The organism is Pseudomonas sp. OV226, from assembly GCF_003148705.1.
Lineage (GTDB): Bacteria > Pseudomonadota > Gammaproteobacteria > Pseudomonadales > Pseudomonadaceae > Aquipseudomonas.
The window spans coordinates 104,976-128,216 of record NZ_QGGS01000005.1 but is presented as its reverse complement, the minus strand read 5'-3'; the positions used below and the strand labels follow the sequence as shown (position 1 = coordinate 128,216).

Genomic DNA, 23,241 nt, shown 5'->3' with positions numbered 1-23,241 from the left:
GCAGAGTAATGAAAAGGGCGCCATCAGCGCCCTTTTTTGTGTTTGTGTCCCGTCATTTCAGGAGCTTCTGCAACGCCTCTGCCGGCAACGGCCGACTGTGCAAATACCCTTGGTAAAAATGGCAGCCCAGTCCCTGTAAAAACTCCAATTGCTCCGCCGTCTCCACCCCTTCGGCAATCACCTTCAACTCCAGGCTGCGCGCCATGGCGACGATGGCGCGGATGATTTCGGCGTCGTTGGGGTCGGTCGTGGCATCGCGGATGAACGACTGATCGATTTTCAGGGTGTCGACCGGCAAGCGCTTGAGATAGGTCAGTGACGAGTAGCCGGTGCCGAAGTCGTCCATCGCGAAACTCACGCCGAGCTTTTTCAGGCGACGCATTTTACTGATGGTGTCTTCCAGGTTCTGGATGACGATGCCTTCAGTGATTTCCAGTTTCAGCAGCGAGCAGGGCAGGCCGTGGCTGGTAAGGCTGTGTTCGATGCGTTCGACGAAGTCGTTTTGGCGGAATTGTCTTGGGCTGATGTTCACGCACAGGCTGAAGCTGAGCGGGTTGACCAGGCCTTTGTCGACCAGTTTTTTAAAGTCTCTGCACACTTCGTCGACAATCCAGGTGCCGACTTCAAGAATCAGGCCGCTGTCTTCCAGCACCTTGATGAACTCGGCAGGTGCCTGTGCGCCGAGTTCCGGGTGGTCCCAGCGCACCAGTGCTTCGGCGCCGACAATGCGATTGCCCCGGGCGTCGATCTGGGGTTGGTAATGCACATGGAATTCGCCCCGGGAAAGGGCCAGACGCAGGTCGGTTTCCATGCGCAGGCGTTCGCTGGCGGCCTTCTGCATGGTGTTGTGATACATCTGCGTGGTGTTGCGACCCGAATCCTTGGCGCGGTACAGCGCAATGTCGGCGCGTTTAAGCAAATCGGTCGGGGTCGAGCCGTGGTCGGGGATCAGTGCGATGCCGATGCTCGGCGTCACCTGCAGGCGCTGGCCATCAAGGAACATCGGTTCCGACAACAATTCTCGCAAGGTGTCGGCCAATTCCCGTACCTGGGTGCTGACTTCGTTGCGCGAACCTTCCAGGCCGCTGAGCAATACCACGAATTCATCACCGCCGAGCCGCGCCACGGTGTCTTCCATGCGCACGCTGGCTTCGAGTCGCGCGGTGATGATTTTCAGCACCGTATCGCCGACCGGGTGACCGAGAGAGTCGTTGATGTGCTTGAAGTGATCGAGGTCGAGAAACAGCAGCGCACCGCGCAGGTTGTGGCGCTTGAGCAGGGCGATCTGCTGGCTCAGGCGGTCCATCAGCAGGGCGCGGTTGGGCAGGTTGGTCAAGGGGTCGTGGTAGGCCAGGTGACGGATCTGCGCTTCGGCGTTTTTCAGCAGGCTGACGTCGCGGGCGGTCAGCAGCAGGCAGGCGGTTTCGTTGAGGGTGATGGGTTCGACCGAAACTTCGACGGTGAGCAACTCTCCGCGCTTGTTGCGTCCGAGCATTTCCTGGTGATGCACGCGGCCCTTGATCTGTAGCTCGGCGAGCAGCGCCGCACGTTGTTTCTCTTCGGCCCAGATGCCCACCTCATACACCGTACGGCCGATGACCTCTTGCGCGCGATAGCCGGTCAGGCGGCAGAAACCGTCGTTGACCTCCAGGTAGCGCCCGGTGTCGCGTTCGGTAATGGTGATGGCGTCGGGGCTTGAATGAAACGCCTTGGCAAACTTCTCTTCACTGGCCTTCAGCGCCGCTTCAGAGCGTTGTTGCTGGGTGATATCACGCAAGGTAGTGACGATGCAGGGTTCTTCGCCAACGTTGATCTGGCGGCTGGAAATCACGCAGGTCAGGGATTGCCCGTCCTTGTGCTGGGCGACGATGGCGACATTGTTCAGTCCTTGTTCGCGGATGACCTGTTCGATCCGCTGCAGGCTTTTCGCCGAGGCGTCCCACAGGCCAATTTCGTCGGCGCTGCGGCCAATCACTTCGTCGGCACTCCAGCCAAAGGTCTGGGTGAAGCTGGAGTTGATCTCGATGAACTGGCCGGTGTCCTGGCGGGTCACGCAAATCGGATCCGGGCTGACCTGAAACAGCGTGGCGAATTTTTCTTCCGAGGCCACCAACCGCTGTTCGCGCTCCACCTGATCGGTGATGTCCAGCAGGGTGCCGGCCATGCGCAGCGGGACGCCGTTTTCATCGCGGTAGAGGCGGGCGCGGCTTTCCAGGTAGCGCGAACTGCCGTCCGGTAGTTGAACGCGGTAAGTCAGTTGATAATTGCCGGCCGGGCCTTCGCGCAGGCTGCGGTAGGCGTCGCGCATGGTGTCGCGCTCTTCGCCGGGCACACCTTCGAAAAACTCCTCGAACGACTCGTGGAAAGGTTTGGCTTCCAGGCCGTGCAATTGAGCGGCCCGCGCCGAACCGTAGAGCATGCCGCTGGGAATGTGCCAGTCCCAGGTGCCGAGTTGCGCCGAGTCCAGGGCGAGGTCGAGACGCTCCTGGCTGTCCTTGAGGGCTTGTTCGGCAACTCTGCGTTCGGTGGTGTCGAGGAAGGTGCTCAGCAGATAGGGCTGGCCTTCGAGTTCGACATTTTGCGCACTGAGGATGCCGTCGTGGATTTGCCCGTTGCTGGCGCGAAATTGCACCTCCATTCTGACCAGGTCGCCCTTGGCCTTGGTGGCTGCGACCAATTTGGCGCGTTGCTCCGGGTGAACCCAGAGGCCCAGATCCAGCGTGGTACGGCCTATCGCGTTTTGCACCGGCCAGCCGAACAGGCTTTCGAAATGCTGGTTGGCTTCGGTGATCAAGCCGTCTTCCTGGCGGGTCAGCAACACCATGTTCGGGCACAGGTGAAACAGCGTTGCGAAGCGTTTTTCCGAGCTGCTCAGGGCTTGTTCGCGCTGGCGCTGGTGGGTGATTTCGCGGATGACACCAATCATGCGCGGCCGGCCGTTTTTATCCGGCAGCAGGCTGCCGTTGATCTCCAACCAGTGCAGGCTGCCGTCGGGCCAGCGGATGCGGTGATGCATCGCCTGCTCCAGCGGGGCTCCGGCAATCACCGCGTGGAAGGCGCGCACGGTTTTCGCCCGGTCCTCCGGCGGCAGCAAGTCGAGGTATTCCAGATCCTCTGGCAACGGCATGTGCGGGTCGAAGCCAAACAGCGCCTGAGTCCCGCGCGACCAACTGATCTGCCCACGTTCGATGTCCCAATACCAGGCCCCCAGACGCGCACCGTTGAGGGCGGCGAGCAATTGTGGCGCGCTTTCCCAGCTCAACTCGGACCGTTTGGGGTCTAGCGCCTGGATGCGGGGCATCGGCGGAATACGGTCAACAGACTTCGGCATTGGCAGCTGGCCTTGGGCGGAAATGGGCGTTAAGCGCAGGTATTCGTGACTCTACAGGAGTAGCACAGGTTAGCCTTGAGTCCCTGGCAAATCGATTTGTGCGTCCAGCAAAGCCATAAAAGCCCTTGCAGCATTCGATAGAGTCCGTTCAGTGTGCAAGATATAGCCTAGCTGGCGAGTCAGTTGTATGCCCGGTAAAGGTATTCGCGCAACCTGATCGTCCAGCATTGTGCGCGGCAATACGCTCCAGGCCAGGCCGATCGAGACCATCATCTTGATCGTTTCCAGGTAATTGGTGCTCATGGCGATATTCGGTGTCAGGCCTTGCGCCTCGAACAGCCGCTGAACGATGTGATGAGTAAAGGTGTTACCACCGGGGAAGACTGCCGGGTGCAGGGCAATGTCGGCCAGGTTGACCGCGCCGTTGCTGATCAGCGAATGCTCCGGGGCGACCACGAAATCCAGCGGGTCGTCCCACACCGGCGTCGCCTTGACCAGTGTGTGCGGTTCCGGCGCCAGGGTAATGACCGCCAGTTCCGCACGGCCATGGAGAATTTCTTCGTAGGCCACTTCCGAATCGAGGAACTGAATATCCAGCGCGACTTGGGGGTAGCGCCGGGTGAACTCCCTTAATAAGGGCGGCAACCGGTGCAAGCCGATGTGGTGACTGGTGGCCAGGGTCAGGCGGCCGGACACCTCGCCCGTCAGGTTGGTCAGGGCGCGGCGGGTGTCGTCCAGCACATTGAGAATCTGGTAGGCCCGTGGCAGCAGGGCACGGCCGGCCTCGGTCAGGCCGACTTCGCGGCCCAGACGGTCAAACAGGCGCACCTTCAATTGCTGTTCCAGCCCGGCGATGCGTTTGCTGATGGCGGGTTGGGTCAGGTGCAGCCGTTCGCCGGCGCCGGAGAAGCTCCCGGTCTCGGCAATTGCGATAAAAGCATTGAGGTTGGCCAGATCCATCGTCGTATTCCAGTTGGTTATCCAAAGCATAAAAAATATGAATTTGAGTTATTTAATGTAACCCCCTAGGATCGACCTCACAAGCCAAGGGGTTATTGAACCGTGCAAAACCCAAGGCATAGAAAATAGTAAAAAGCTGATGAGGAACCGTCTGATGGCCGGCAAAACGCTTTACGACAAGCTCTGGGATTCCCATGAAGTGAAACGGCGCGACGATGGGTCGTCGCTGATCTACATCGACCGCCACATCATCCATGAAGTGACTTCGCCCCAAGCTTTCGAAGGCCTGCGCCTGGCCGGGCGCAAGCCTTGGCGAGTCGACTCGATCATCGCCACCCCGGACCACAACGTGCCGACTACCCCGGATCGCAAGGGCGGCATCGAAGCGATTACCGATCAGGTCTCGCGTTTGCAGGTTCAGACCCTCGATGACTACTGCGATGAATACGGCATCACCGAATTCAAGATGAATGACGTGCGTCAGGGCATCGTTCATGTGATCGGTCCGGAGCAGGGCGCAACCTTGCCGGGCATGACCGTAGTCTGCGGCGACTCGCACACCTCGACTCACGGTGCGTTTGGCGCTTTGGCGCACGGTATCGGTACTTCCGAGGTTGAACACGTGTTTGCGACGCAGTGCCTGGTCGCCAAGAAAATGAAGAACATGCTGGTCTCGGTCGAGGGCACATTGCCGTTCGGCGTGACCGCCAAGGACATCGTTCTCGCCGTGATCGGCCAGATCGGCACCGCCGGCGGCAACGGCCACGCTATCGAGTTCGCTGGCAGCGCGATTCGCGACCTGTCCGTCGAAGGCCGCATGACCATCTGCAACATGTCCATTGAAGCCGGCGCTCGTGTGGGGCTGGTGGCTGCGGACGAAAAAACCGTGGAATACGTCAAGGGCCGTCCATTCGCCCCGAAAGGCGCGGAATGGGACATGGCCGTCGAAGCCTGGAAAGATTTGGTCTCCGACGCTGACGCCGTATTCGACACCGTGGTCAAGCTCGACGCGACCCAGATCAAGCCACAAGTCAGCTGGGGCACCTCGCCCGAGATGGTCCTGGCGGTTGATCAGAACGTGCCGGACCCAGCGAAGGAAATGGACCTGGTCAAACGCGGTTCCATCGAGCGCGCGTTGAAGTACATGGGGTTGAGCGCCAATCAGGCGATCACCGACATTCAGTTGGATCGCGTATTTATCGGCTCTTGCACCAACTCGCGGATCGAAGACTTGCGTGCTGCTGCGGTGATCGCGAAGGGCCGCAAAGTCGCTTCGACGATCAAGCAGGCCATCGTTGTGCCGGGCTCGGGCCTGGTGAAGGCACAAGCAGAGGCGGAAGGCCTGGACAAGATTTTCCTCGAGGCCGGTTTCGAATGGCGCGAGCCGGGTTGCTCGATGTGCCTGGCGATGAACCCGGACCGTTTGGAGTCCGGCGAGCATTGCGCATCGACTTCCAACCGCAACTTCGAAGGGCGTCAGGGCGCCGGTGGCCGTACGCACCTGGTCAGCCCGGCCATGGCCGCGGCGGCTGCCGTCAACGGTCGTTTCATCGACGTTCGCGAACTGATCTGAGGAACCGCACATGAGAGCTTTTACCCAACACACCGGTTTGGTCGCGCCATTGGATCGAGCGAACGTCGATACCGACCAGATCATTCCGAAGCAGTTTCTGAAGTCGATCAAGCGCACCGGTTTTGGCCCGAACCTTTTTGATGAGTGGCGCTACCTGGACGTGGGGTATGCCTACCAGGACAACTCCAAGCGCCCGTTGAACAAGGATTTCGTGCTCAACGCCGAGCGTTATCAAGGCGCCAGCGTGTTGCTGGCCCGTGAGAACTTCGGTTGCGGCTCCAGCCGTGAACACGCGCCGTGGGCACTGGAAGAGTACGGTTTCCGCAGCATCATCGCGCCGAGCTACGCCGACATTTTCTACAACAACAGCTTCAAGAACGGCTTGCTGCCGATCATCCTGAGCGACGCTGAAGTGGATGAGCTGTTCCAGCAGGTCGAAGCCAATCCTGGCTATCAGTTGACGGTCGATCTGCAAGCCCAGACGGTGACCCGGCCGGACGGCAAGGTCTACAGCTTCGAACTGGACGAGTTTCGCAAGCATTGCCTGGTCAATGGCCTGGATGACATCGGCCTGACCTTGCAAGACCACGAAGCAATTGCGACGTTTGAGGCCAAGCATCGTGCGAGCCAGCCTTGGTTGTTTCGCGACGCGTAAGCAAGATTGGAATTGATGTAGTCAGGGCTGGCCTCATCGCGGGCAAGCCCGGCTCCTACAGGTTATGTGAGCGCCACAATCCCTGTAGGAACCGGGCTTGCTCGCGATGAGGCCCGAATAAACACCCCAAGACTCACCCCAAAAAGGAAGTCCCCATGACCAGCACCGCCCAACACAGTCAGGTTGTACAAAAGCAATTCGGTGAACAGGCTTCGGCCTACCTGAGCAGCGCCGTACACGCTCAAGGCACTGAGTTCGCGTTGCTACAGGCCGAACTGGCAGGGCAGGGCAATGCCCGGGTGCTGGACCTGGGTTGCGGCGCCGGTCATGTGAGTTTTCACGTGGCGTCGCTGGTCAAGGAAGTGGTCGCCTACGACCTGTCGCAGCAGATGCTCGACGTGGTCGCTGCCGCTGCTGTTGATCGCGGCATCAGCAACATTTCCACGGTCAACGGCGCCGCCGAGCGTCTGCCGTTTGCCGATGGCGAGTTCGATTTCGTGTTCAGCCGTTATTCGGCGCACCACTGGAGCGATCTCGGTGTAGCCCTGCGCGAAGTTCGTCGGGTGCTGAAACCGGGTGGCGTGGCGGCGTTCATTGACGTGTTGTCACCGGGTAGCCCGTTGTTCGACACTTACCTGCAGAGCGTCGAAGTGCTGCGTGACACCAGCCATGTGCGCGATTATTCGGCCGGTGAGTGGTTGCGACAGGTCAGCGAGGCGGGGTTGCACACACGCAGCACCACGCGTCAGCGGCTGCGCCTGGAGTACACCTCTTGGGTTGAGCGCATGCGTACACCTGAAGTGATGCGCGCGGCGATCCGCGAATTGCAGCAGTCGATGGGCAACGAAGTACGTGAATACTTTGAGATAGAAGCCGATGGCTCGTTCAGTACCGATGTGTTGGTGCTGTGGGCTGAGCGATAAGCATTTTTCCGGGCGCGCCAGTTGATGGCGCACCGACTGAAGACATGAGGAAAGCATGAGCAAGCAGATTCTGATTCTCCCAGGTGACGGTATTGGCCCGGAAATCATGGCCGAAGCGGTCAAGGTGCTGGAATTGGCCAGTGACAAGTTCGCCTTGGGGTTTGAACTGAGCCACGACGTGATCGGCGGCGCGGCCATCGACAAGCACGGCGTGCCTCTGGCCGACGAAACCCTGGAGCGCGCCCGCGCGGCCGACGCGGTACTGCTGGGCGCCGTGGGCGGCCCGAAATGGGACACCATCGAGCGTGACATCCGCCCTGAGCGCGGCCTGCTGAAAATCCGTGCGCAACTGGGCCTGTTCGGCAACCTGCGTCCGGCGATCCTGTACCCGCAACTTGCCGAAGCTTCGAGCCTGAAGCCGGAAATCGTGGCGGGCCTGGACATCCTGATCGTCCGTGAACTGACCGGCGGTATCTACTTTGGCGCACCACGCGGCACCCGCACCCTGGAAAACGGCGAGCGTCAGTCCTACGACACCCTGCCGTACAGCGAAAGCGAAATCCGCCGTATCGCCCGTGTCGGTTTCGACATGGCCATGGTCCGTGGCAAGAAGCTGTGCTCGGTGGACAAGGCCAACGTGTTGGCGTCCAGCCAGCTGTGGCGTGAAATCGTCGAGGAAGTGGCTAAGGATTACCCGCAAGTCGAGCTGAGCCACATGTACGTCGACAACGCCGCCATGCAACTGGTGCGCGCACCGAAGCAGTTCGACGTGATCGTCACCGACAACATGTTCGGCGACATCCTGTCCGACCAGGCCTCAATGCTCACCGGTTCCATTGGCATGCTGCCGTCGGCGTCCCTGGATACCAACAACAAGGGCATGTACGAGCCGTGCCACGGTTCGGCGCCGGACATCGCTGGCAAGGGCATCGCCAACCCGTTGGCGACCATTTTGTCGGTGTCGATGATGCTGCGTTACAGCTTCAACCAGCAGTCGGCGGCCGATGCCATCGAGAAAGCCGTGAGCCTGGTGCTGGATCAAGGGCTGCGCACGGGTGACATCTGGTCGGCGGGTTGCACTAAAGTCGGTACGCAGGAAATGGGTGACGCAGTAGTCGCCGCGCTGCGGAATCTGTAATCTCTCGGGCCCGCTGCCAAATTCAAGACAAAGCAGCGGCCCACATTTCAAGAAGGTGTAGTTGCGATGAAACGTGTAGGTCTGATCGGTTGGCGCGGTATGGTCGGTTCCGTGCTCATGCAGCGGATGCTGGAAGAGCAGGATTTCGATCTTATCGAGCCGGTGTTTTTCACCACTTCCAATGTTGGTGGCCAAGGCCCGTCCGTGGGTAAGGATATTGCTCCGCTCAAGGACGCTTACAGCATTGAAGAGCTGAAAACCCTCGACGTGATTCTGACTTGCCAGGGTGGCGACTACACCAGCGAAGTGTTCCCCAAGCTGCGCGAAGCCGGCTGGCAGGGTTACTGGATCGATGCCGCTTCCAGCCTGCGTATGCAGGATGATGCGGTCATCGTGCTGGACCCGGTCAACCGCAAGGTCATTGACCAGCAGCTGGATGCGGGCACCAAGAATTACATCGGCGGCAACTGCACCGTCAGTCTGATGCTGATGGGCCTGGGTGGCCTGTTTGAAGCCGGTCTGGTGGAGTGGATGAGCGCCATGACCTATCAGGCAGCCTCTGGTGCCGGCGCGCAGAACATGCGTGAACTGATCAAGCAAATGGGCGCGACCCACGCCGCTGTCGCCGATCAACTGGCCGACCCTGCCAGCGCGATCCTCGACATCGATCGTCGTGTCGCCGAAGCCATGCGCAGTGACGCGTACCCGACCGAGAACTTCGGCGTACCGCTGGCCGGCAGCCTGATCCCGTGGATCGACAAGGAACTGCCGAACGGCCAGAGCCGTGAAGAGTGGAAGGCGCAGGCCGAGACCAACAAGATCCTTGGTCGTTTCAAGAGCCCGATTCCGGTCGATGGCATCTGCGTGCGCATCGGCGCCATGCGCTGCCACAGCCAGGCGCTGACCATCAAACTGAACAAAGACGTGCCGATCGCCGACATCGAAGGGCTGATCAGCCAGCACAACCCTTGGGTGAAACTGGTGCCGAACAACCGCGACATCAGCATGCAGGAGCTGAGCCCTACCAAGGTCACTGGCACCCTGAACGTGCCGGTTGGCCGTCTGCGCAAGCTGAACATGGGTTCGCAATTCGTCGGTGCCTTCACCGTCGGCGACCAACTGCTGTGGGGCGCGGCCGAACCGCTGCGTCGCATGCTGCGGATTCTGCTCGAGCGTTGATCGGTTGAAGCAATGAAACAACCCGCGCCTTGAAAGAGGCGCGGGTTTTTTGGTTATTGGGTGACTGTTAAGCCGCCATCGCGAGCAAGCTCGGCTCCTACAAGTGCGATACCAAACCTGTAGGAGCCGAGCTTGCTCGCGATGAGGCCGGAACAGGCACCGCAGATCCCAGCCGAATTGCCTGTACGTCACCCACCCGGTAAAGTGCCGCTCCCCCCGTTTCGCCAGAGGTAGAACCATGACCCAGTCCTTTGATATCGCCGTGATCGGCGCCACCGGTACTGTCGGCGAAACGCTGGTGCAGATTCTTGAAGAGCGCGATTTTCCGGTCGGCAACCTGCACTTGCTGGCCAGCAGCGAATCCGCCGGGCACTCGGTGCCTTTTCGCGGCAAGAACGTGCGGGTGCGGGAAGTCGACGAATTCGATTTCAGCAAAGTCCAATTGGTGTTCTTCGCGGCCGGGCCGGCGGTGACGCTCAGCTTCGCCTCTCGCGCTAGCGCTGCCGGTTGCTCGTTGATCGACCTGTCCGGTGCGTTGCCGGCCGATCAAGCGCCGCAAGTGGTGCCGGAAGCCAATGCCGAGGTATTGGCCACCCTGAAAAAGCCATTCCAGGTCAGCAGTCCAAGCCCTTCGGCCACCACACTGGCCGTGGTGCTGGCGCCATTGCTCGACGTGATCGACCTGCAGCGGGTCAATGTGACCGCCAGCCTGGCGGTCTCCGCTCAAGGCCGCGAAGCGGTAACAGAGCTGGCCCGGCAAACCGCCGAGTTGCTCAACGTGCGTCCGCTGGAGCCGACATTCTTTGATCGGCAGATGGCCTTCAACGTGTTGGCCCAGGTCGGCAAGCCGGATGAGCAAGGCCATACGCTGCTGGAAAAACGCCTGGTGCGTGAGTTGCGTCAGGTCATGGCGCTGCCTTTATTAAAGATTTCCGCCACTTGCATTCAAGCCCCGGTGTTTTTTGGCGATAGCTTTAGCGTGACCTTGCATTCCGCGAGCGCTGTCGACCTGACGAAAGTCAACGCAGCCCTTGAAGATGCACCGGGAATCGAGTTGGTAGAGGCGGGCGATTATCCGACTGCCGTGGGCGATGCGGTGGGGCAGGACGTGGTGTATGTCGGTCGGGTTCGCAGTGGAGTCGACGACCTGTCGGAACTTAATTTGTGGCTGACGTCAGATAACGTACGCAAAGGCGCTGCGCTCAATGCTGTGCAGGTGGCTGAATTGTTGATAAAAGACCAGCTGTAAAAGATACTTGGCAACAATTCGCAGAATGATTCTAGCCGAGCGCTATGCTTGGCCGCAGTGCTGAAAGAAAGCCTCCGTGCGGGGCTTTCCGGGGCAGACAAGAAATGATCGCGCGCGGTGACACTTCAGCGCTGCGCGCAACGCCTTACGGCAGCGACTATCAAGACCTTCTCGCTGGCCGAGGAATGTTCAAACAAAGGATGAGGCTATGGTTCAAGTTCGCAAACTGGTGTTAGCAATTGCGGCCGCCTCGGCGCTGTCCTCTGGTATGGCGCATGCCCTCGGGCTCGGGGAATTGACCCTGAAGTCGACGCTGAACCAACCCTTGGTGGCGGAAATCGAGTTGCTCGACATCAAGGACCTGACGGCGGCCGAAGTGGTGCCGAGCCTGGCCTCGCCTGAAGATTTCGCCAAGGCCGGTGTCGACCGTCAGGCATTTCTCAATGACTTGACCTTCACGCCGGTGCTCAACGCCAGCGGCAAAAGCATTCTGCGTGTGACCTCCAGCAAACCACTGTCCGAACCCATGGTGAAATTCCTGGTTCAGGTGATGTGGCCGAACGGTCGCCTGCTGCGCGATTACAGCGTGTTGCTCGATCCGTCCAAATTCTCGCCGCAGACCGCCGAAGCGGCTGCGCAGCCAGCGCCGACTCCATCAGTCACCGCGCCAGTGACCGGAGCCACTGCGGCGGCTCAGCACACCACCACTGCGCACGATACTCTGTGGGAGATCGCTGCGAAGGCGCGCAATGGCGGCTCGGTCCAGCAAACCATGCTGGCCATCCAGGCGCTGAATCCGGATGCCTTTATCGATGGCAACATCAACCGATTGAAAACCGGTCAAGTGCTGCGCATGCCCGAGCAGGCTCAAGCTACCAGCCTGCCGCAGCCAAAGGCGATTGCCGAAGTGGCCGCGCAGAACAAGGCGTGGCGCCAGGGGCGTCGCTATGTGGCCAAGCCCGGAGCGGGGCAGCAGCAACTCGATGCCACCAAGCGTGGTAGCGCTGACACCGGCAACGCACAATCCACCAAGGACAAGTTGAGCCTGGTCTCGGCCGAATCCGGCAAGGCGGGTGCCAAAGGTGCTGCGGGCGATGCCAAGAATCTGAGCAACAAACTGGCGATTACTCAGGAAAGCCTCGACACGACCCGTCGTGACAATGCCGAACTGAAAAGCCGCATGACCGATCTGCAAAGTCAGCTGGACAAGCTGCAAAAACTGATCGAGCTGAAGAACAATCAACTGGCCAAGATGCAGGCCGTTGGCGCCGCGGGTGCACCTGCGGCGACCGCTCCGGCCATGTCTGCCGAGCTGGCCGCCAACCCTGCGACGGCACCTGCTGAAGTCGCCCCGGCGCCAGAGGCCGCTGCCGCTCCTGCACCAGCACCTGCTGAAACGCCAATCGAGCCTGCACTGGCCGTCTCGGACGATCAGAAATTCAACGAACTGCTGACCAATCCGATCCTGCTGGGTCTGATCGGCGGTGGTGCGGTGGTGCTTGCGCTCTTGCTGTTGTTGCTGGCGCGTCGTCGCAAAGCTCAGCAAGAAGCCGAGAAGCATCTGCGCATGGCCCGTGCATTGTCCGAAGAACAGGACCTGTCCTATGGCAACGACCTGCCGGAAAGCAGCTTTGAAGGCCTGGAAGTTCCACCGCCCAGCGTAAAACTCGCCACGGCGCCGACTCCTGCTCCTGCTCCTGTTCCTAAAGCAGAGCCTGCTCCAGTGGTTGCGCCCGTTGTGATGACGACACCGATCGCAGCACCCCTGGTGTCGCCTGCCGCCGAGCGTGATGACGATGTGCTGAGCAAAGCGCAGTCGCACATCACGGCCGGTCGTCTGAACCAGGCTGCTGCGTTGCTGGAAGACGGCATCAAGCAAGAGCCACAACGCAGTGATCTGCGTCTGAAGCTGATGGAAGTGTATGGCCAGCAAGGCGACCGCGATGCGTTCGTGGGTCAGGAGCGTCAACTGGTCGCCAACGGCGACAACTTCGCTCAGGTCGAAAAGCTCAAGGCTCGTTTCCCGGCCATGGCCCTGGTTGCCGCAGGTGGCCTGGCTGCCGCGGCTATCGCTGCGGAACTGGATGCGCAATACGTCAAGGACCTGCTGCTGGACGAGCCGCAAGCCCCGGCGGCTGCCGATGACGACTTCGACAGCGCTTTCGATTTGAGCCTGGACGATCTGGAGGCAACCTCCCCGGCGGTGGTTACGCCAGAAGAAGACACGTCGACCGAGCTGGAAGAGTTCCCGCTGGATGACGACTTGAGCTTTGAATCGGTGTTGCAGCAGCAAACCGAAATCAAGGAGAACCTCGACGACCTCGCGGACTTCGATCTGGACATGGACCTGGGGGCGGATCCGTCGCCGGCGATCCTCGCTGAAGACGACTTCCTGCTGGATCTGAGCCTGGACGAAGGCCTGAAGGATCTGCCGGTTGTACCTGAAGTGCCGCAGGATGACCTGGAATTGCCTGCCGACTTCGACCTGTCGCTGGCTGATGAAATGGACGCGGCTCCGGCACCGACTCCGACCGTGGCAGGCCTTGACGAACTTCCGGACGCCTTCGAGGCTGAGCTGGATGACGTCAACGCCGAGCTGGATCGTCTGTCCCAGAGCATTGGCGAACCGAGCTTTACCGCAGAGGACGCGATGGCCTCTGCAGGCGACGAGCCGGACTTCGACTTCCTCTCCGGTACGGATGAGGTCGCTACCAAGCTCGATCTGGCTCAGGCCTACATCGACATGGGTGACAATGACGGCGCACGGGACATCCTCAATGAGGTGGTGACCGAGGGTGATGCCGGGCAGAAGAGCGAAGCCAGGGAAATGCTTTCGCGTCTGGCTTGAGTGGTCGCTGCGCAGTAAACAAAACGGCAGCCCGGTGAGGCTGCCGTTTTTGTTTGCGTGATGAGCTGGGGGCTCTATTGTTTCGCGCGTTATGTGGTTGTCTATATAGCGAGGCTCGCACGTGTAGTGCAGCGGCACAAAAGACACGCGCCTCTGGCGTCCCGGTCCAGCCGCCTTATAATGCCCGCCTTTGCGCACATCAGCAGGCTGCACCCCTTGGCAAATATAGATAATCCGGCCGCCGAAATGGCGGCCGACGGCTTTTTCCGCGTCGCACTGGGCGTTGAATACAAAGGTTCGCGTTATCGCGGCTGGCAGCGCCAGGCCAGCGGCGTGCTCACGGTTCAGGAAACCCTTGAGAACGCCTTGTCCAAAGTCGCCGACTCACCGGTGTCGCTGCTCTGCGCCGGGCGTACGGACGCTGGCGTACATGCGTGTGGTCAGGTGGTGCATTTCGATACGCAGGTCGAGCGTTCGATGAAAGCCTGGGTGATGGGCGCCAATATCAATTTGCCCCACGATGTCAGCGTCAGTTGGGCCAAGGTCATGCCGGCGCATTTTCATGCGCGATTCAAGGCTATCGCCCGACGTTATCGTTATGTGATCTACAACGATCAGATCCGTCCGGCACATTTGAACGACGAGATCACCTGGAACCACCGCCCGCTAGACGTCGAGCGCATGGCCGAGGCGGCGCAGTATCTGTTGGGTACCCACGATTTCAGTGCGTTCCGTGCAGGTCAGTGCCAAGCCAAATCGCCGATCAAGGAACTGCATCACCTGCGGGTCACGCGTCACGGCAAGATGATTGTGCTGGACATCCGCGCCAGTGCATTTCTGCATCATATGGTGCGCAACATTGCTGGCGTGCTGATGACCATCGGCGCCGGCGAGCGTCCGGTGGAGTGGATGAAGGAAGTGCTGGAAAGCCGCATTCGCCGTTCCGGCGGGGTCACGGCGCATCCGTTCGGCCTGTATCTGGTGCAGGTCGAGTACCGCGATGAGTTTCAATTGCCCGAGCGTTACATCGGCCCACACTTCCTGACCGGTTTCACGGAACTTGACGGCTGACGCCCTCGAATGCATTTGTTACCATCCGGGACTTCCCCGGATTTACCCTGAGGTTTTATCGACATGTCAGCCGTTCGCAGCAAGATTTGCGGGATTACCCGCATAGAAGATGCGTTGGCGGCGGTCGAGGCGGGGGCCGATGCCATCGGGTTCGTGTTCTACGCCAAAAGCCCGAGGGCTGTGACGTTCCAGCAGGCGCGCGACATCATCAAGGTGCTGCCGCCGTTCGTCACAACCGTGGGGTTGTTCGTCAACGCCAGTCGGTGCGAGCTGGGTGAGTTGCTCGACGCCGTGCCGCTGGACCTGTTGCAGTTCCATGGCGATGAAACGGCTGCCGAGTGTGAAGGGTGGAACCGGCCGTACATCAAGGCGCTACGGGTCAAGGCGGGTGACGACATCGCGGCGGCCTGCGATGCGTTTCCTACTGCCAGCGGTATCTTGCTTGACGCTTATGTCGAAGGCATTCCCGGTGGAACCGGTGAGGCGTTCGACTGGTCTCTGATACCGCAGGGCTTAAGCAAGCCAATCATTCTGGCGGGCGGTTTGACGCCTGAAAACGTCGCCGAAGCGATTGCCCGGGTCAAGCCTTACGCCGTGGACGTCAGCGGCGGGGTAGAGGCGGGCAAGGGCATCAAGGATCACGCAAAGATTCGGGCATTTATAGAAGCGGTGCGTAGGAGCTAGGTTGATGTGACGGCTGGCAGACTGCCGCCGTCCATAACTTCACTTGCACAAAGCAGGCACGGCTGAGGATGTTTCGGGTTGTACGCAGGTCGCTTTTCGCTGACCCGGCCACCCGATCAATCATCGCCACACACATGAATTTAGCTCAAGGGCATACGCGGGGCTGCGAACAATGCGTTCGGGCCGCCGGTACTGGAGAAAGAAAGCATGAGCAACTGGTTAGTAGACAAACTGATCCCTTCGATCATGCGTTCCGAGGTCAAGAAGAGCTCGGTGCCTGAAGGTCTGTGGCACAAATGCCCGTCTTGCGAGGCTGTGCTGTATCGTCCGGAGCTGGAAAAAACCCTGGATGTTTGCCCCAAGTGCAACCACCACATGCGTATCGGCGCCCGCGCCCGCATTGATATCTTCCTTGATGCCGAAGGCCGTGCCGAACTGGGTGCGGACCTGGAGCCGGTTGACCGTCTGAAGTTTCGTGACGGCAAGAAGTACAAGGATCGCCTGACCGCTGCCCAGAAGCAGACCGGCGAAAAAGACGCACTGATTTCCATGAGCGGCACATTGCTGGGCATGCCAGTCGTTGTTTCGGCCTTCGAATTCTCCTTCATGGGCGGTTCGATGGGCGCCATCGTCGGTGAGCGCTTCGTTCGCGCCGCCAACTATGCGCTGGAAAACAAGTGCCCAATGATCTGCTTCGCCGCTTCCGGTGGTGCGCGGATGCAGGAAGCCTTGATCTCCCTGATGCAAATGGCCAAGACCTCCGCGGTACTGGCGCGTCTGCGTGAAGAAGGCATTCCGTTCATCTCCGTGCTGACCGACCCGGTTTACGGGGGCGTTTCTGCCAGCCTGGCGATGCTCGGTGATGTGATCGTCGGTGAGCCCAAAGCCCTGATCGGTTTTGCCGGCCCGCGTGTAATCGAGCAAACCGTGCGTGAAAAACTGCCGGAAGGCTTCCAGCGCAGTGAGTTCCTGCTGGAGCACGGTGCCATCGACATGATCGTTCACCGTCAGGAGCTGCGTCCGCGCCTGGGCAACCTGCTGGCGCAAATGATGGGCCTGCCGACGCCGAAATTCGTCGCTGCGCCAATCGAGCCGATCGTGGTTCCACCGGTACCTGCCAACCTATGACCCAACGTACCCTTGGCGAGTGGCTCGCCTACCTTGAGCAGTTGCACCCTTCGGCCATCGACATGGGCCTGGAGCGCTCGCAACAGGTAGCGTCCCGCATGGGACTGGGCAAGCCGGCGCCTCGGGTGATTACGGTCACCGGCACCAACGGCAAGGGTTCTACCTGCGCATTTGTGGCCTCGTTGCTACGGGCGCAGGGCCTGAACGTCGGTGTCTACAACTCTCCGCACCTGCTGCGTTACAACGAGCGGGTGCAGGTCAATGGCGTCGAAGCCACGGATGCCGCGCTGTGCGAAGCCTTCGCGGCTGTCGAGGCCGGCCGTGGCGATACTTCCCTGACGTATTTCGAAATGGGCACCCTGGCAGCGTTCTGGCTGTTTCAACAGGCCGGGCTTGATGCCGTGGTGCTGGAAGTCGGTCTGGGTGGGCGTCTGGACACGGTCAACGTGGTGGATGCCGACATGGCGCTGGTCACCAGCATCGGCGTCGATCATGCGGACTATCTGGGAGATACCCGTGAGTCCGTGGCTTACGAAAAAGCCGGCATCTTCCGCCAGGGCGCGCCTGCGCTGTGTGGCGATCTGAATCCTCCACAACCACTGCTGGACAAGGCGCGCGAGCTGGCTTGCCCGTTTTACCTGCGTGGGCGTGATTTCGACCTCGGCATTACCGATCACAACTGGCAATGGCGCGGACTTGATGCGCAGGGGCGCGCCGTGGAATTGCGTGATTTGCCCTTGCTCGATCTGCCAATGGAAAACGCTGCGCTGGCGTTGCAGGCCTACTTGTTGCTGGGTTTGCCGTGGGTGGATGCACAGATTGTCGATGCCCTGAAAGCGACGCGGGTAGTCGGTCGTCTCGATCGTCGGCAGTTCGGCTGGCAGGGCAAGCGCCTGAACCTGTTGCTGGACGTGGGCCATAACCCGCATGCCGCCGAGTACCTGGCTCGCCGTTTGGCCAGTCGACCGCCAGCCGGCAAGCGTCTGGCGGTGTTCGGGTTGCTGGCTGACAAGGATCTGGATGGTGTTGTCGGTGAATTGAATGCTAGTGTCCAGCATTGGGCTGTGGCGCCGCTGGATTCGCCGCGCGCCCGTCCGGTCGCTGATTTGCACAAGGCGTTGAAGAGCCTTGGTGCTTGCGTAACATCTTATGCAAGTGTGGCCGCCGCGCTGGAAGGTCAGTGTGCGCTGGCGACGAGCGACGACGAGATTCTGTTGTTCGGATCATTTTATTGTGTCGCCGAAGCCCTTGAATGGTTGGCTCGGCGCTCCACGGAGGAAGCGGCAAATGGCATTGCTGGATAAGGCCTACAAACAGCGTATGGTTGGCGCTCTGGTGCTGGTGGCGTTGGCGGTGATTTTCCTGCCGATGCTGTTTTCCCGGCAGGATGAGCAGCGGCAGGTGACGGTCGATGCGCCGGCTGCGCCGCAGGCGCCGGCAATGCCGCAAGTTCAGGTCGAACCGGTGGTGGTGCCTGAGCCGCAAGCGCTGCCTCAAGAGCCTGTGCCGAGCGATGATGAAATCGCTCAGCAAGAAGTGCCTTCGGCACCTGTTGCGCCGGTTGCCCGTGTAGCCCCTGCGCCTGTGGCCAAGCCGGCTCCGGTGCCTGCTTTGGCCGCCAAGCCTGCTGCCGCGCCGTCGCAGCCTATCTCGGCAGCGCCGGGCAAGCCTGACACCACGCAAAGCCGTATCGACGCCAACGGTCTGTCGGTCAGCTGGTCGGTTCAGGTGGCGAGTCTTGCGAGCCGAGAAAATGCCGAAAGCCTGCAGAAAGACCTGCGCAGTCAGGGCTACAACGCTTACATCCGATCCTCTGATGGCAAGAATCGAGTGTTTGTCGGTCCGCTGATCGAGCGCGCCGAAGCCGACCGTCTGCGTGACTTGTTGGACCGCCAGAAGAAGCTCAAGGGCTTCGTCGTGCGCTTCCAGCCTGAGCGCGGTTAACGAGCGACCAATCGACTCTTTTTGTAGCAGCTGCCGAGCCTGCGAGGCTGCGTCCGGCGGCGCAGTCGTCGTAAAACCTGCCTGTACGGTGTACCTGATACACCGAGTTGCCTGATTTTACGGCTGCTGCGCAGCCGGACGCAGGCTTCGCCAGCGGCTACATTGCTAAGCGCGGTTAAATACTATCGCCCCGATTTGAAATGCACTGACAATCGCAGCTTACCGATAAGCATGGGCTCTGCTAAAATGCGCCGCCTTATCCGTCTGTAGGCTGCACTGTGCCATTTACCTGGGTTGACTGGGCGATCGTTGCAATCGTCGCCATCTCCGCATTGATCAGTCTGAGCCGCGGCTTCGTCAAAGAAGCGCTGTCGCTGGTGACCTGGATCATCGCAGGAGTCGTCGCCTGGATGTTCGGTGGTTCATTGTCCGAGTACCTCGCCGGATACATTCAAACGCCGTCGGCTCGTGTGATCACGGGCTGTGCCATCATGTTTGTCGCCACGTTAATCGTGGGCGCAATGATCAATTATCTTATCGGCGAGTTGGTACGCGTCACCGGGCTTTCCGGGACCGATCGATTCCTCGGCATGGCCTTCGGCGCCGCGCGTGGCGTGTTGCTGGTGGTCGTGGCGGTCGGGCTGTTGAGCCTGGGGCCGGTACAGCAGGACGGGTGGTGGAAAGAGTCACAGCTCGTGCCAAAATTTCTATTGGTCGCTGATTGGTCCAAAAACCTGATTCTCGGGTGGAGCAGTCAGTGGCTTGCCAGCGGTATCAGCGTACCCGCTGAGATACCGTTCAAGGAGCAACTCTTGCCGATGGCCAAAACGCCTCAGTGAGTGTTGTTCAGTTCAGATCCATTAAGTAGGGGTTGCGTCGCATGTGTGGCATCGTCGGTATCGTCGGTAAGTCGAACGTCAATCAGGCGCTGTATGACGCGCTAACCGTGCTCCAGCACCGCGGCCAGGACGCTGCCGGTATCGTGACCAGCCATGATGGCCGGTTATTCCTGCGCAAGGACAACGGCCTGGTGCGTGACGTGTTCCATCAGCGTCACATGCAGCGCCTGGTCGGCCACATGGGCATTGGCCATGTGCGTTACCCGACCGCGGGCAGCTCGACGTCGGCCGAAGCTCAGCCGTTCTACGTCAACTCGCCTTACGGCATCACGTTGGCGCACAACGGCAACCTGACCAACGTTGAACAGCTGGCCAAGGAGATTTACGAATCTGACTTGCGCCACGTCAACACCAACTCCGATTCGGAAGTGCTGCTGAACGTGTTCGCTCACGAACTGGCCCAGCGCGGCAAGTTGCAGCCAACCGAAGAGGACGTGTTCGCCGCCGTCACCGACGTGCACAACCGTTGTGTGGGTGGTTACGCGGTCGTGGCGATGGTGACCGGTTACGGCATCGTCGGTTTCCGTGACCCGCACGGCATCCGCCCGATTGTCTTCGGTCAGCGTCATACCGACGAAGGCGTCGAGTACATGATCGCCTCCGAAAGCGTCTCCCTGGACGTACTCGGTTTCACCCTGATTCGCGACCTTGCACCAGGCGAAGCGGTCTACATCACTGAAGACGGCAAGCTGCACACCCGTCAGTGCGCGACCAACCCGTCCCTGACTCCGTGCATCTTCGAACACGTCTACCTGGCGCGTCCGGATTCGATCATTGACGGCGTTTCTGTCTACAAGGCTCGTCTGCGCATGGGCGAGAAGCTCGCCGAGAAGATCCTGCGCGAGCGTCCTGAGCACGACATCGACGTGGTCATCCCGATCCCGGACACCAGCCGTACCGCGGCCCTGGAGCTGGCGAACCACTTGGGCGTCAAGTTCCGCGAAGGCTTCGTGAAGAACCGCTACATCGGCCGGACCTTCATCATGCCGGGCCAGGCCGCACGGAAAAAGTCCGTACGCCAGAAGCTCAATGCCATTGAATTGGAATTCCGCGGCAAGAACGTCATGTTGGTGGACGACTCGATCGTTCGCGGCACGACCTGCAAGCAGATCATCCAGATGGCTCGCGAAGCCGGCGCCAAAAACGTCTACTTCTGCTCCGCCGCACCGGCCGTTCGCTACCCGAACGTCTACGGCATCGACATGCCGAGCGCCCACGAGTTGATCGCCCACAACCGTTCGACTCAGGACGTTGCCGACCTGATCGGCGCTGACTGGCTGATCTATCAGGATTTGCCTGACTTGATCGAAGCCGTCGGTGGCGGCAAGATCAAGATCGACAAGTTCGATTGCGCGGTGTTCGATGGCCAATACGTCACCGGCGACGTCGACGAGGCTTACCTGAACAAGATTGAGCAGGCACGTAACGATGCCTCCAAGGTCAAGACGCAGGCAGTCAGTGCGATCATCGATCTGTACAACAACTGAGTTTCTACCGGCCCTGAGGGGCCGGTTTTGTATCTACTAAAGACTCTCTATATCAAGCAGCAAGGCAAGGAGTGTGAGCATGAGTCAGGATTGGGATGCCGGTCGGCTGGACAGCGACCTCGAAGGCGTAGCGTTCGATACCCTGGCCGTTCGTGCCGGTCAGCACCGTACGCCGGAAGGCGAACACGGCGATCCGATGTTCTTCACTTCAAGCTACGTATTCCGTACCGCTGCCGACGCGGCTGCGCGGTTTGCCGGTGAAGTGCCGGGCAACGTTTATTCGCGTTACACCAACCCGACGGTGCGTGCGTTCGAAGAGCGCATTGCTGCGCTGGAAAGCGCCGAGCAAGCTGTGGCCACGGCCACCGGCATGGCTGCGATCATGGCGGTGGTGATGAGCCTGTGCAGTGCGGGTGATCATGTGATCGTTTCGCGCAGTGTGTTCGGTTCGACCATCAGCCTGTTTGAAAAGTACTTCAAGCGCTTCGGCATCGAAGTCGATTACGTGCCTCTGGCGGACTTGTCCGGTTGGGATGCGGCAATCAAATCCAACACAAAGTTGCTCTTTGTCGAGTCCCCATCCAACCCGTTGGCCGAGCTGGTGGACATCGCCGCGCTGGCGCAAATCGCACACGCCAAAGGCGCGATGCTGGTGGTCGACAACTGCTTCTGCACCCCGGCGTTGCAGCAGCCGCTGAAGATGGGCGCGGACATCGTCGTGCACTCGGCAACCAAGTTCATCGACGGTCAGGGCCGTTGCATGGGCGGTGTGGTGGCCGGTCGTAGCGAGCAGATGAAAGAAGTGGTCGGTTTCCTGCGTACTGCCGGGCCAACCCTGAGCCCGTTCAACGCCTGGATTTTCCTCAAGGGCCTGGAAACCCTGAACCTGCGGATGAAGGCGCATTGCGCCAACGCCCAGCAACTGGCCGAGTGGCTGGAGCAGCAGGACGGTATCGAGAAAGTCCATTACGCCGGCCTCAAGAGCCACCCGCAGCACGAGTTGGCGTTGCGTCAGCAGAAGGGTTTCGGTGCGGTGGTCAGTTTCGAGGTCAAGGGCGGCAAAGACGGCGCTTGGCGCTTTATCGATGCGACCCGTCTGATTTCGATCACTGCCAACCTCGGTGATACCAAGACCACGATTACCCATCCAAGCACTACCTCTCATGGTCGTCTGGCGCCGCAAGAGCGTGAAGCGGCGGGCATTCGTGACAGCCTGATCCGTATTGCGGTCGGTCTCGAAGACGTGGCTGATCTGCAAGCCGATCTGGCACGCGGGTTGGCAGCCTTGTGATCGAGTTGTCCACGCCGACCTCCGGGTCCAATGGCCGAGTGGCCTTGGTCACCGGTGCCGCGCGCGGTATCGGTCTGGGAATCTCGGCATGGCTGATCAGCGAAGGCTGGCAGGTGGTGCTGAGCGATCTTGATCGGGTGCGTGGTTCGAAAGTGGCGAAAGTGCTCGGCGACAATGCCTGGTTTATCGCCATGGACGTCTCGAACGAAGGGCAGGTGGCACTGGGTGTTGCTGAAGTGCTGGGGCAGTTCGGGCGACTGGATGCGCTGGTCTGCAACGCGGCAGTGGCCGAGCCGCACAACATTACGCTGGAAAGCCTCGATCTGGCTTACTGGAATCGTGTGCTGGCGGTGAACCTCAGTGGGCCGATGTTGTTGGCCAAACACTGTGCGCCGTACCTGCGCGCTCACAGCGGCGCGATCGTCAACCTCGCCTCGACCCGTGCCGGGCAGTCGGAACCGGATACAGAGGCTTATGCAGCGAGCAAGGGCGGTTTATTGGCCCTGACTCACGCATTGGCGATCAGTCTTGGGCCGGAGATCCGCGTCAATGCGGTCAGCCCTGGCTGGATCGACACGCGCGACCCTTCGGTGCGACGTGCCGAGCCGCTGACGGATGCCGATCATGCCCAGCATCCGGCGGGCAGGGTAGGGACGGTCGAAGATGTCGCGGCGATGGTGGCCTGGCTGTTGTCGAAGAATGCCGGCTTTGTCACGGGCCAGGAGTTTGTGGTCGATGGCGGCATGACCAAGAAGATGATTTACAGCGAGTAGTTCCAGCGGACCCATGACAGACAGGGCTTGAGGTTGAAGGCGCTGGTTGTCAGTGCCGCAGGAATTGACACGATTTTGTCTTTTTCAGAAAAACTTCAATCCTGCTAT

18 protein-coding genes are annotated in these 23,241 nt (G+C 60.3%); 16 read left to right on the top strand and 2 right to left on the bottom strand.

Features of this window, described 5'->3' with window-relative positions; genetic code table 11:
• Positions 1–52: 52 nt before the first annotated feature.
• Complete coding sequence (locus C7534_RS11845) at positions 53–3,331, bottom strand: sensor domain-containing protein (RefSeq protein ID WP_109785879.1); 3,279 nt, start codon at positions 3,329–3,331, stop codon at positions 53–55.
• A 69-nt stretch (positions 3,332–3,400) separates the two neighbouring features.
• Positions 3,401–4,291 (bottom strand): LysR family transcriptional regulator, encoded by an 891-nt coding sequence (locus C7534_RS11840; RefSeq protein ID WP_046026900.1) that lies wholly within the window; start codon positions 4,289–4,291, stop codon positions 3,401–3,403.
• Between the two features lie 154 nt (positions 4,292–4,445).
• Here C7534_RS11840 and leuC point away from each other — a divergent pair, with 154 nt between their 5' ends.
• The 16 genes from leuC (at position 4,446) to C7534_RS11760 (ending at position 23,133) form a co-directional block, all read left to right on the top strand.
• Positions 4,446–5,864, top strand: coding sequence for a 3-isopropylmalate dehydratase large subunit (leuC, locus tag C7534_RS11835; protein ID WP_046026899.1), 1,419 nt, complete (start codon positions 4,446–4,448; stop codon positions 5,862–5,864).
• A 10-nt stretch (positions 5,865–5,874) separates the two neighbouring features.
• The gene (gene leuD, locus C7534_RS11830) at positions 5,875–6,519 is read left to right on the top strand and encodes a 3-isopropylmalate dehydratase small subunit (RefSeq protein WP_046026898.1); all 645 of its coding nucleotides are present in this window, start codon (positions 5,875–5,877) and stop codon (positions 6,517–6,519) included.
• A 155-nt stretch (positions 6,520–6,674) separates the two neighbouring features.
• Positions 6,675–7,442 carry a class I SAM-dependent methyltransferase gene (locus tag C7534_RS11825; RefSeq protein ID WP_046026897.1) on the top strand — a complete coding sequence of 256 codons (768 nt, stop codon included), beginning with the start codon at positions 6,675–6,677 and terminating at the stop codon, positions 7,440–7,442.
• A gap of 55 nt (positions 7,443–7,497) precedes the next feature.
• Complete coding sequence (gene leuB, locus C7534_RS11820) at positions 7,498–8,580, top strand: 3-isopropylmalate dehydrogenase (RefSeq protein WP_046026896.1); 1,083 nt, start codon at positions 7,498–7,500, stop codon at positions 8,578–8,580.
• A gap of 66 nt (positions 8,581–8,646) precedes the next feature.
• A complete protein-coding gene (gene asd / locus C7534_RS11815) occupies positions 8,647–9,759 on the top strand; it encodes an aspartate-semialdehyde dehydrogenase (protein ID WP_046026895.1) in 1,113 nt (370 codons plus the stop codon).
• A 238-nt stretch (positions 9,760–9,997) separates the two neighbouring features.
• A complete protein-coding gene (locus C7534_RS11810) occupies positions 9,998–11,008 on the top strand; it encodes an aspartate-semialdehyde dehydrogenase (RefSeq protein ID WP_046026894.1) in 1,011 nt (336 codons plus the stop codon).
• 208 nt (positions 11,009–11,216) lie between these two features.
• Complete coding sequence (locus C7534_RS11805; RefSeq protein ID WP_109785878.1) at positions 11,217–13,856, top strand: FimV/HubP family polar landmark protein; 2,640 nt, start codon at positions 11,217–11,219, stop codon at positions 13,854–13,856.
• A 246-nt stretch (positions 13,857–14,102) separates the two neighbouring features.
• Positions 14,103–14,927, top strand: a complete 825-nt coding sequence (truA, locus tag C7534_RS11800; protein WP_046026892.1) for a tRNA pseudouridine(38-40) synthase TruA — start codon at positions 14,103–14,105, stop codon at positions 14,925–14,927.
• 63 nt (positions 14,928–14,990) lie between these two features.
• Complete coding sequence (locus tag C7534_RS11795) at positions 14,991–15,611, top strand: phosphoribosylanthranilate isomerase (protein WP_046026891.1); 621 nt, start codon at positions 14,991–14,993, stop codon at positions 15,609–15,611.
• A 207-nt stretch (positions 15,612–15,818) separates the two neighbouring features.
• On the top strand, positions 15,819–16,739 hold the full coding sequence (accD, locus tag C7534_RS11790; protein ID WP_109785877.1) for an acetyl-CoA carboxylase, carboxyltransferase subunit beta: 921 nt from the start codon (positions 15,819–15,821) through the stop codon (positions 16,737–16,739).
• A complete protein-coding gene (gene folC / locus C7534_RS11785; RefSeq protein ID WP_109785876.1) occupies positions 16,736–18,043 on the top strand; it encodes a bifunctional tetrahydrofolate synthase/dihydrofolate synthase in 1,308 nt (435 codons plus the stop codon). Before accD ends, folC begins: the two co-directional genes overlap by 4 nt.
• Positions 18,027–18,683 (top strand): SPOR domain-containing protein, encoded by a 657-nt coding sequence (locus tag C7534_RS11780; RefSeq protein WP_046026888.1) that lies wholly within the window; start codon positions 18,027–18,029, stop codon positions 18,681–18,683. Before folC ends, C7534_RS11780 begins: the two co-directional genes overlap by 17 nt.
• Positions 18,684–18,961: 278 nt before the next feature.
• Positions 18,962–19,522 carry a CvpA family protein gene (locus C7534_RS11775; protein WP_109785875.1) on the top strand — a complete coding sequence of 187 codons (561 nt, stop codon included), beginning with the start codon at positions 18,962–18,964 and terminating at the stop codon, positions 19,520–19,522.
• A gap of 41 nt (positions 19,523–19,563) precedes the next feature.
• Positions 19,564–21,069: an amidophosphoribosyltransferase gene (gene purF, locus C7534_RS11770; RefSeq protein WP_046026886.1), complete on the top strand. Its 1,506-nt coding sequence runs from the start codon at positions 19,564–19,566 to the stop codon at positions 21,067–21,069.
• A 79-nt stretch (positions 21,070–21,148) separates the two neighbouring features.
• On the top strand, positions 21,149–22,360 hold the full coding sequence (locus C7534_RS11765) for an O-succinylhomoserine sulfhydrylase (RefSeq protein ID WP_109785874.1): 1,212 nt from the start codon (positions 21,149–21,151) through the stop codon (positions 22,358–22,360).
• Positions 22,357–23,133: an SDR family oxidoreductase gene (locus C7534_RS11760; protein ID WP_077430531.1), complete on the top strand. Its 777-nt coding sequence runs from the start codon at positions 22,357–22,359 to the stop codon at positions 23,131–23,133. Before C7534_RS11765 ends, C7534_RS11760 begins: the two co-directional genes overlap by 4 nt.
• Positions 23,134–23,241 lie beyond the last annotated feature (108 nt).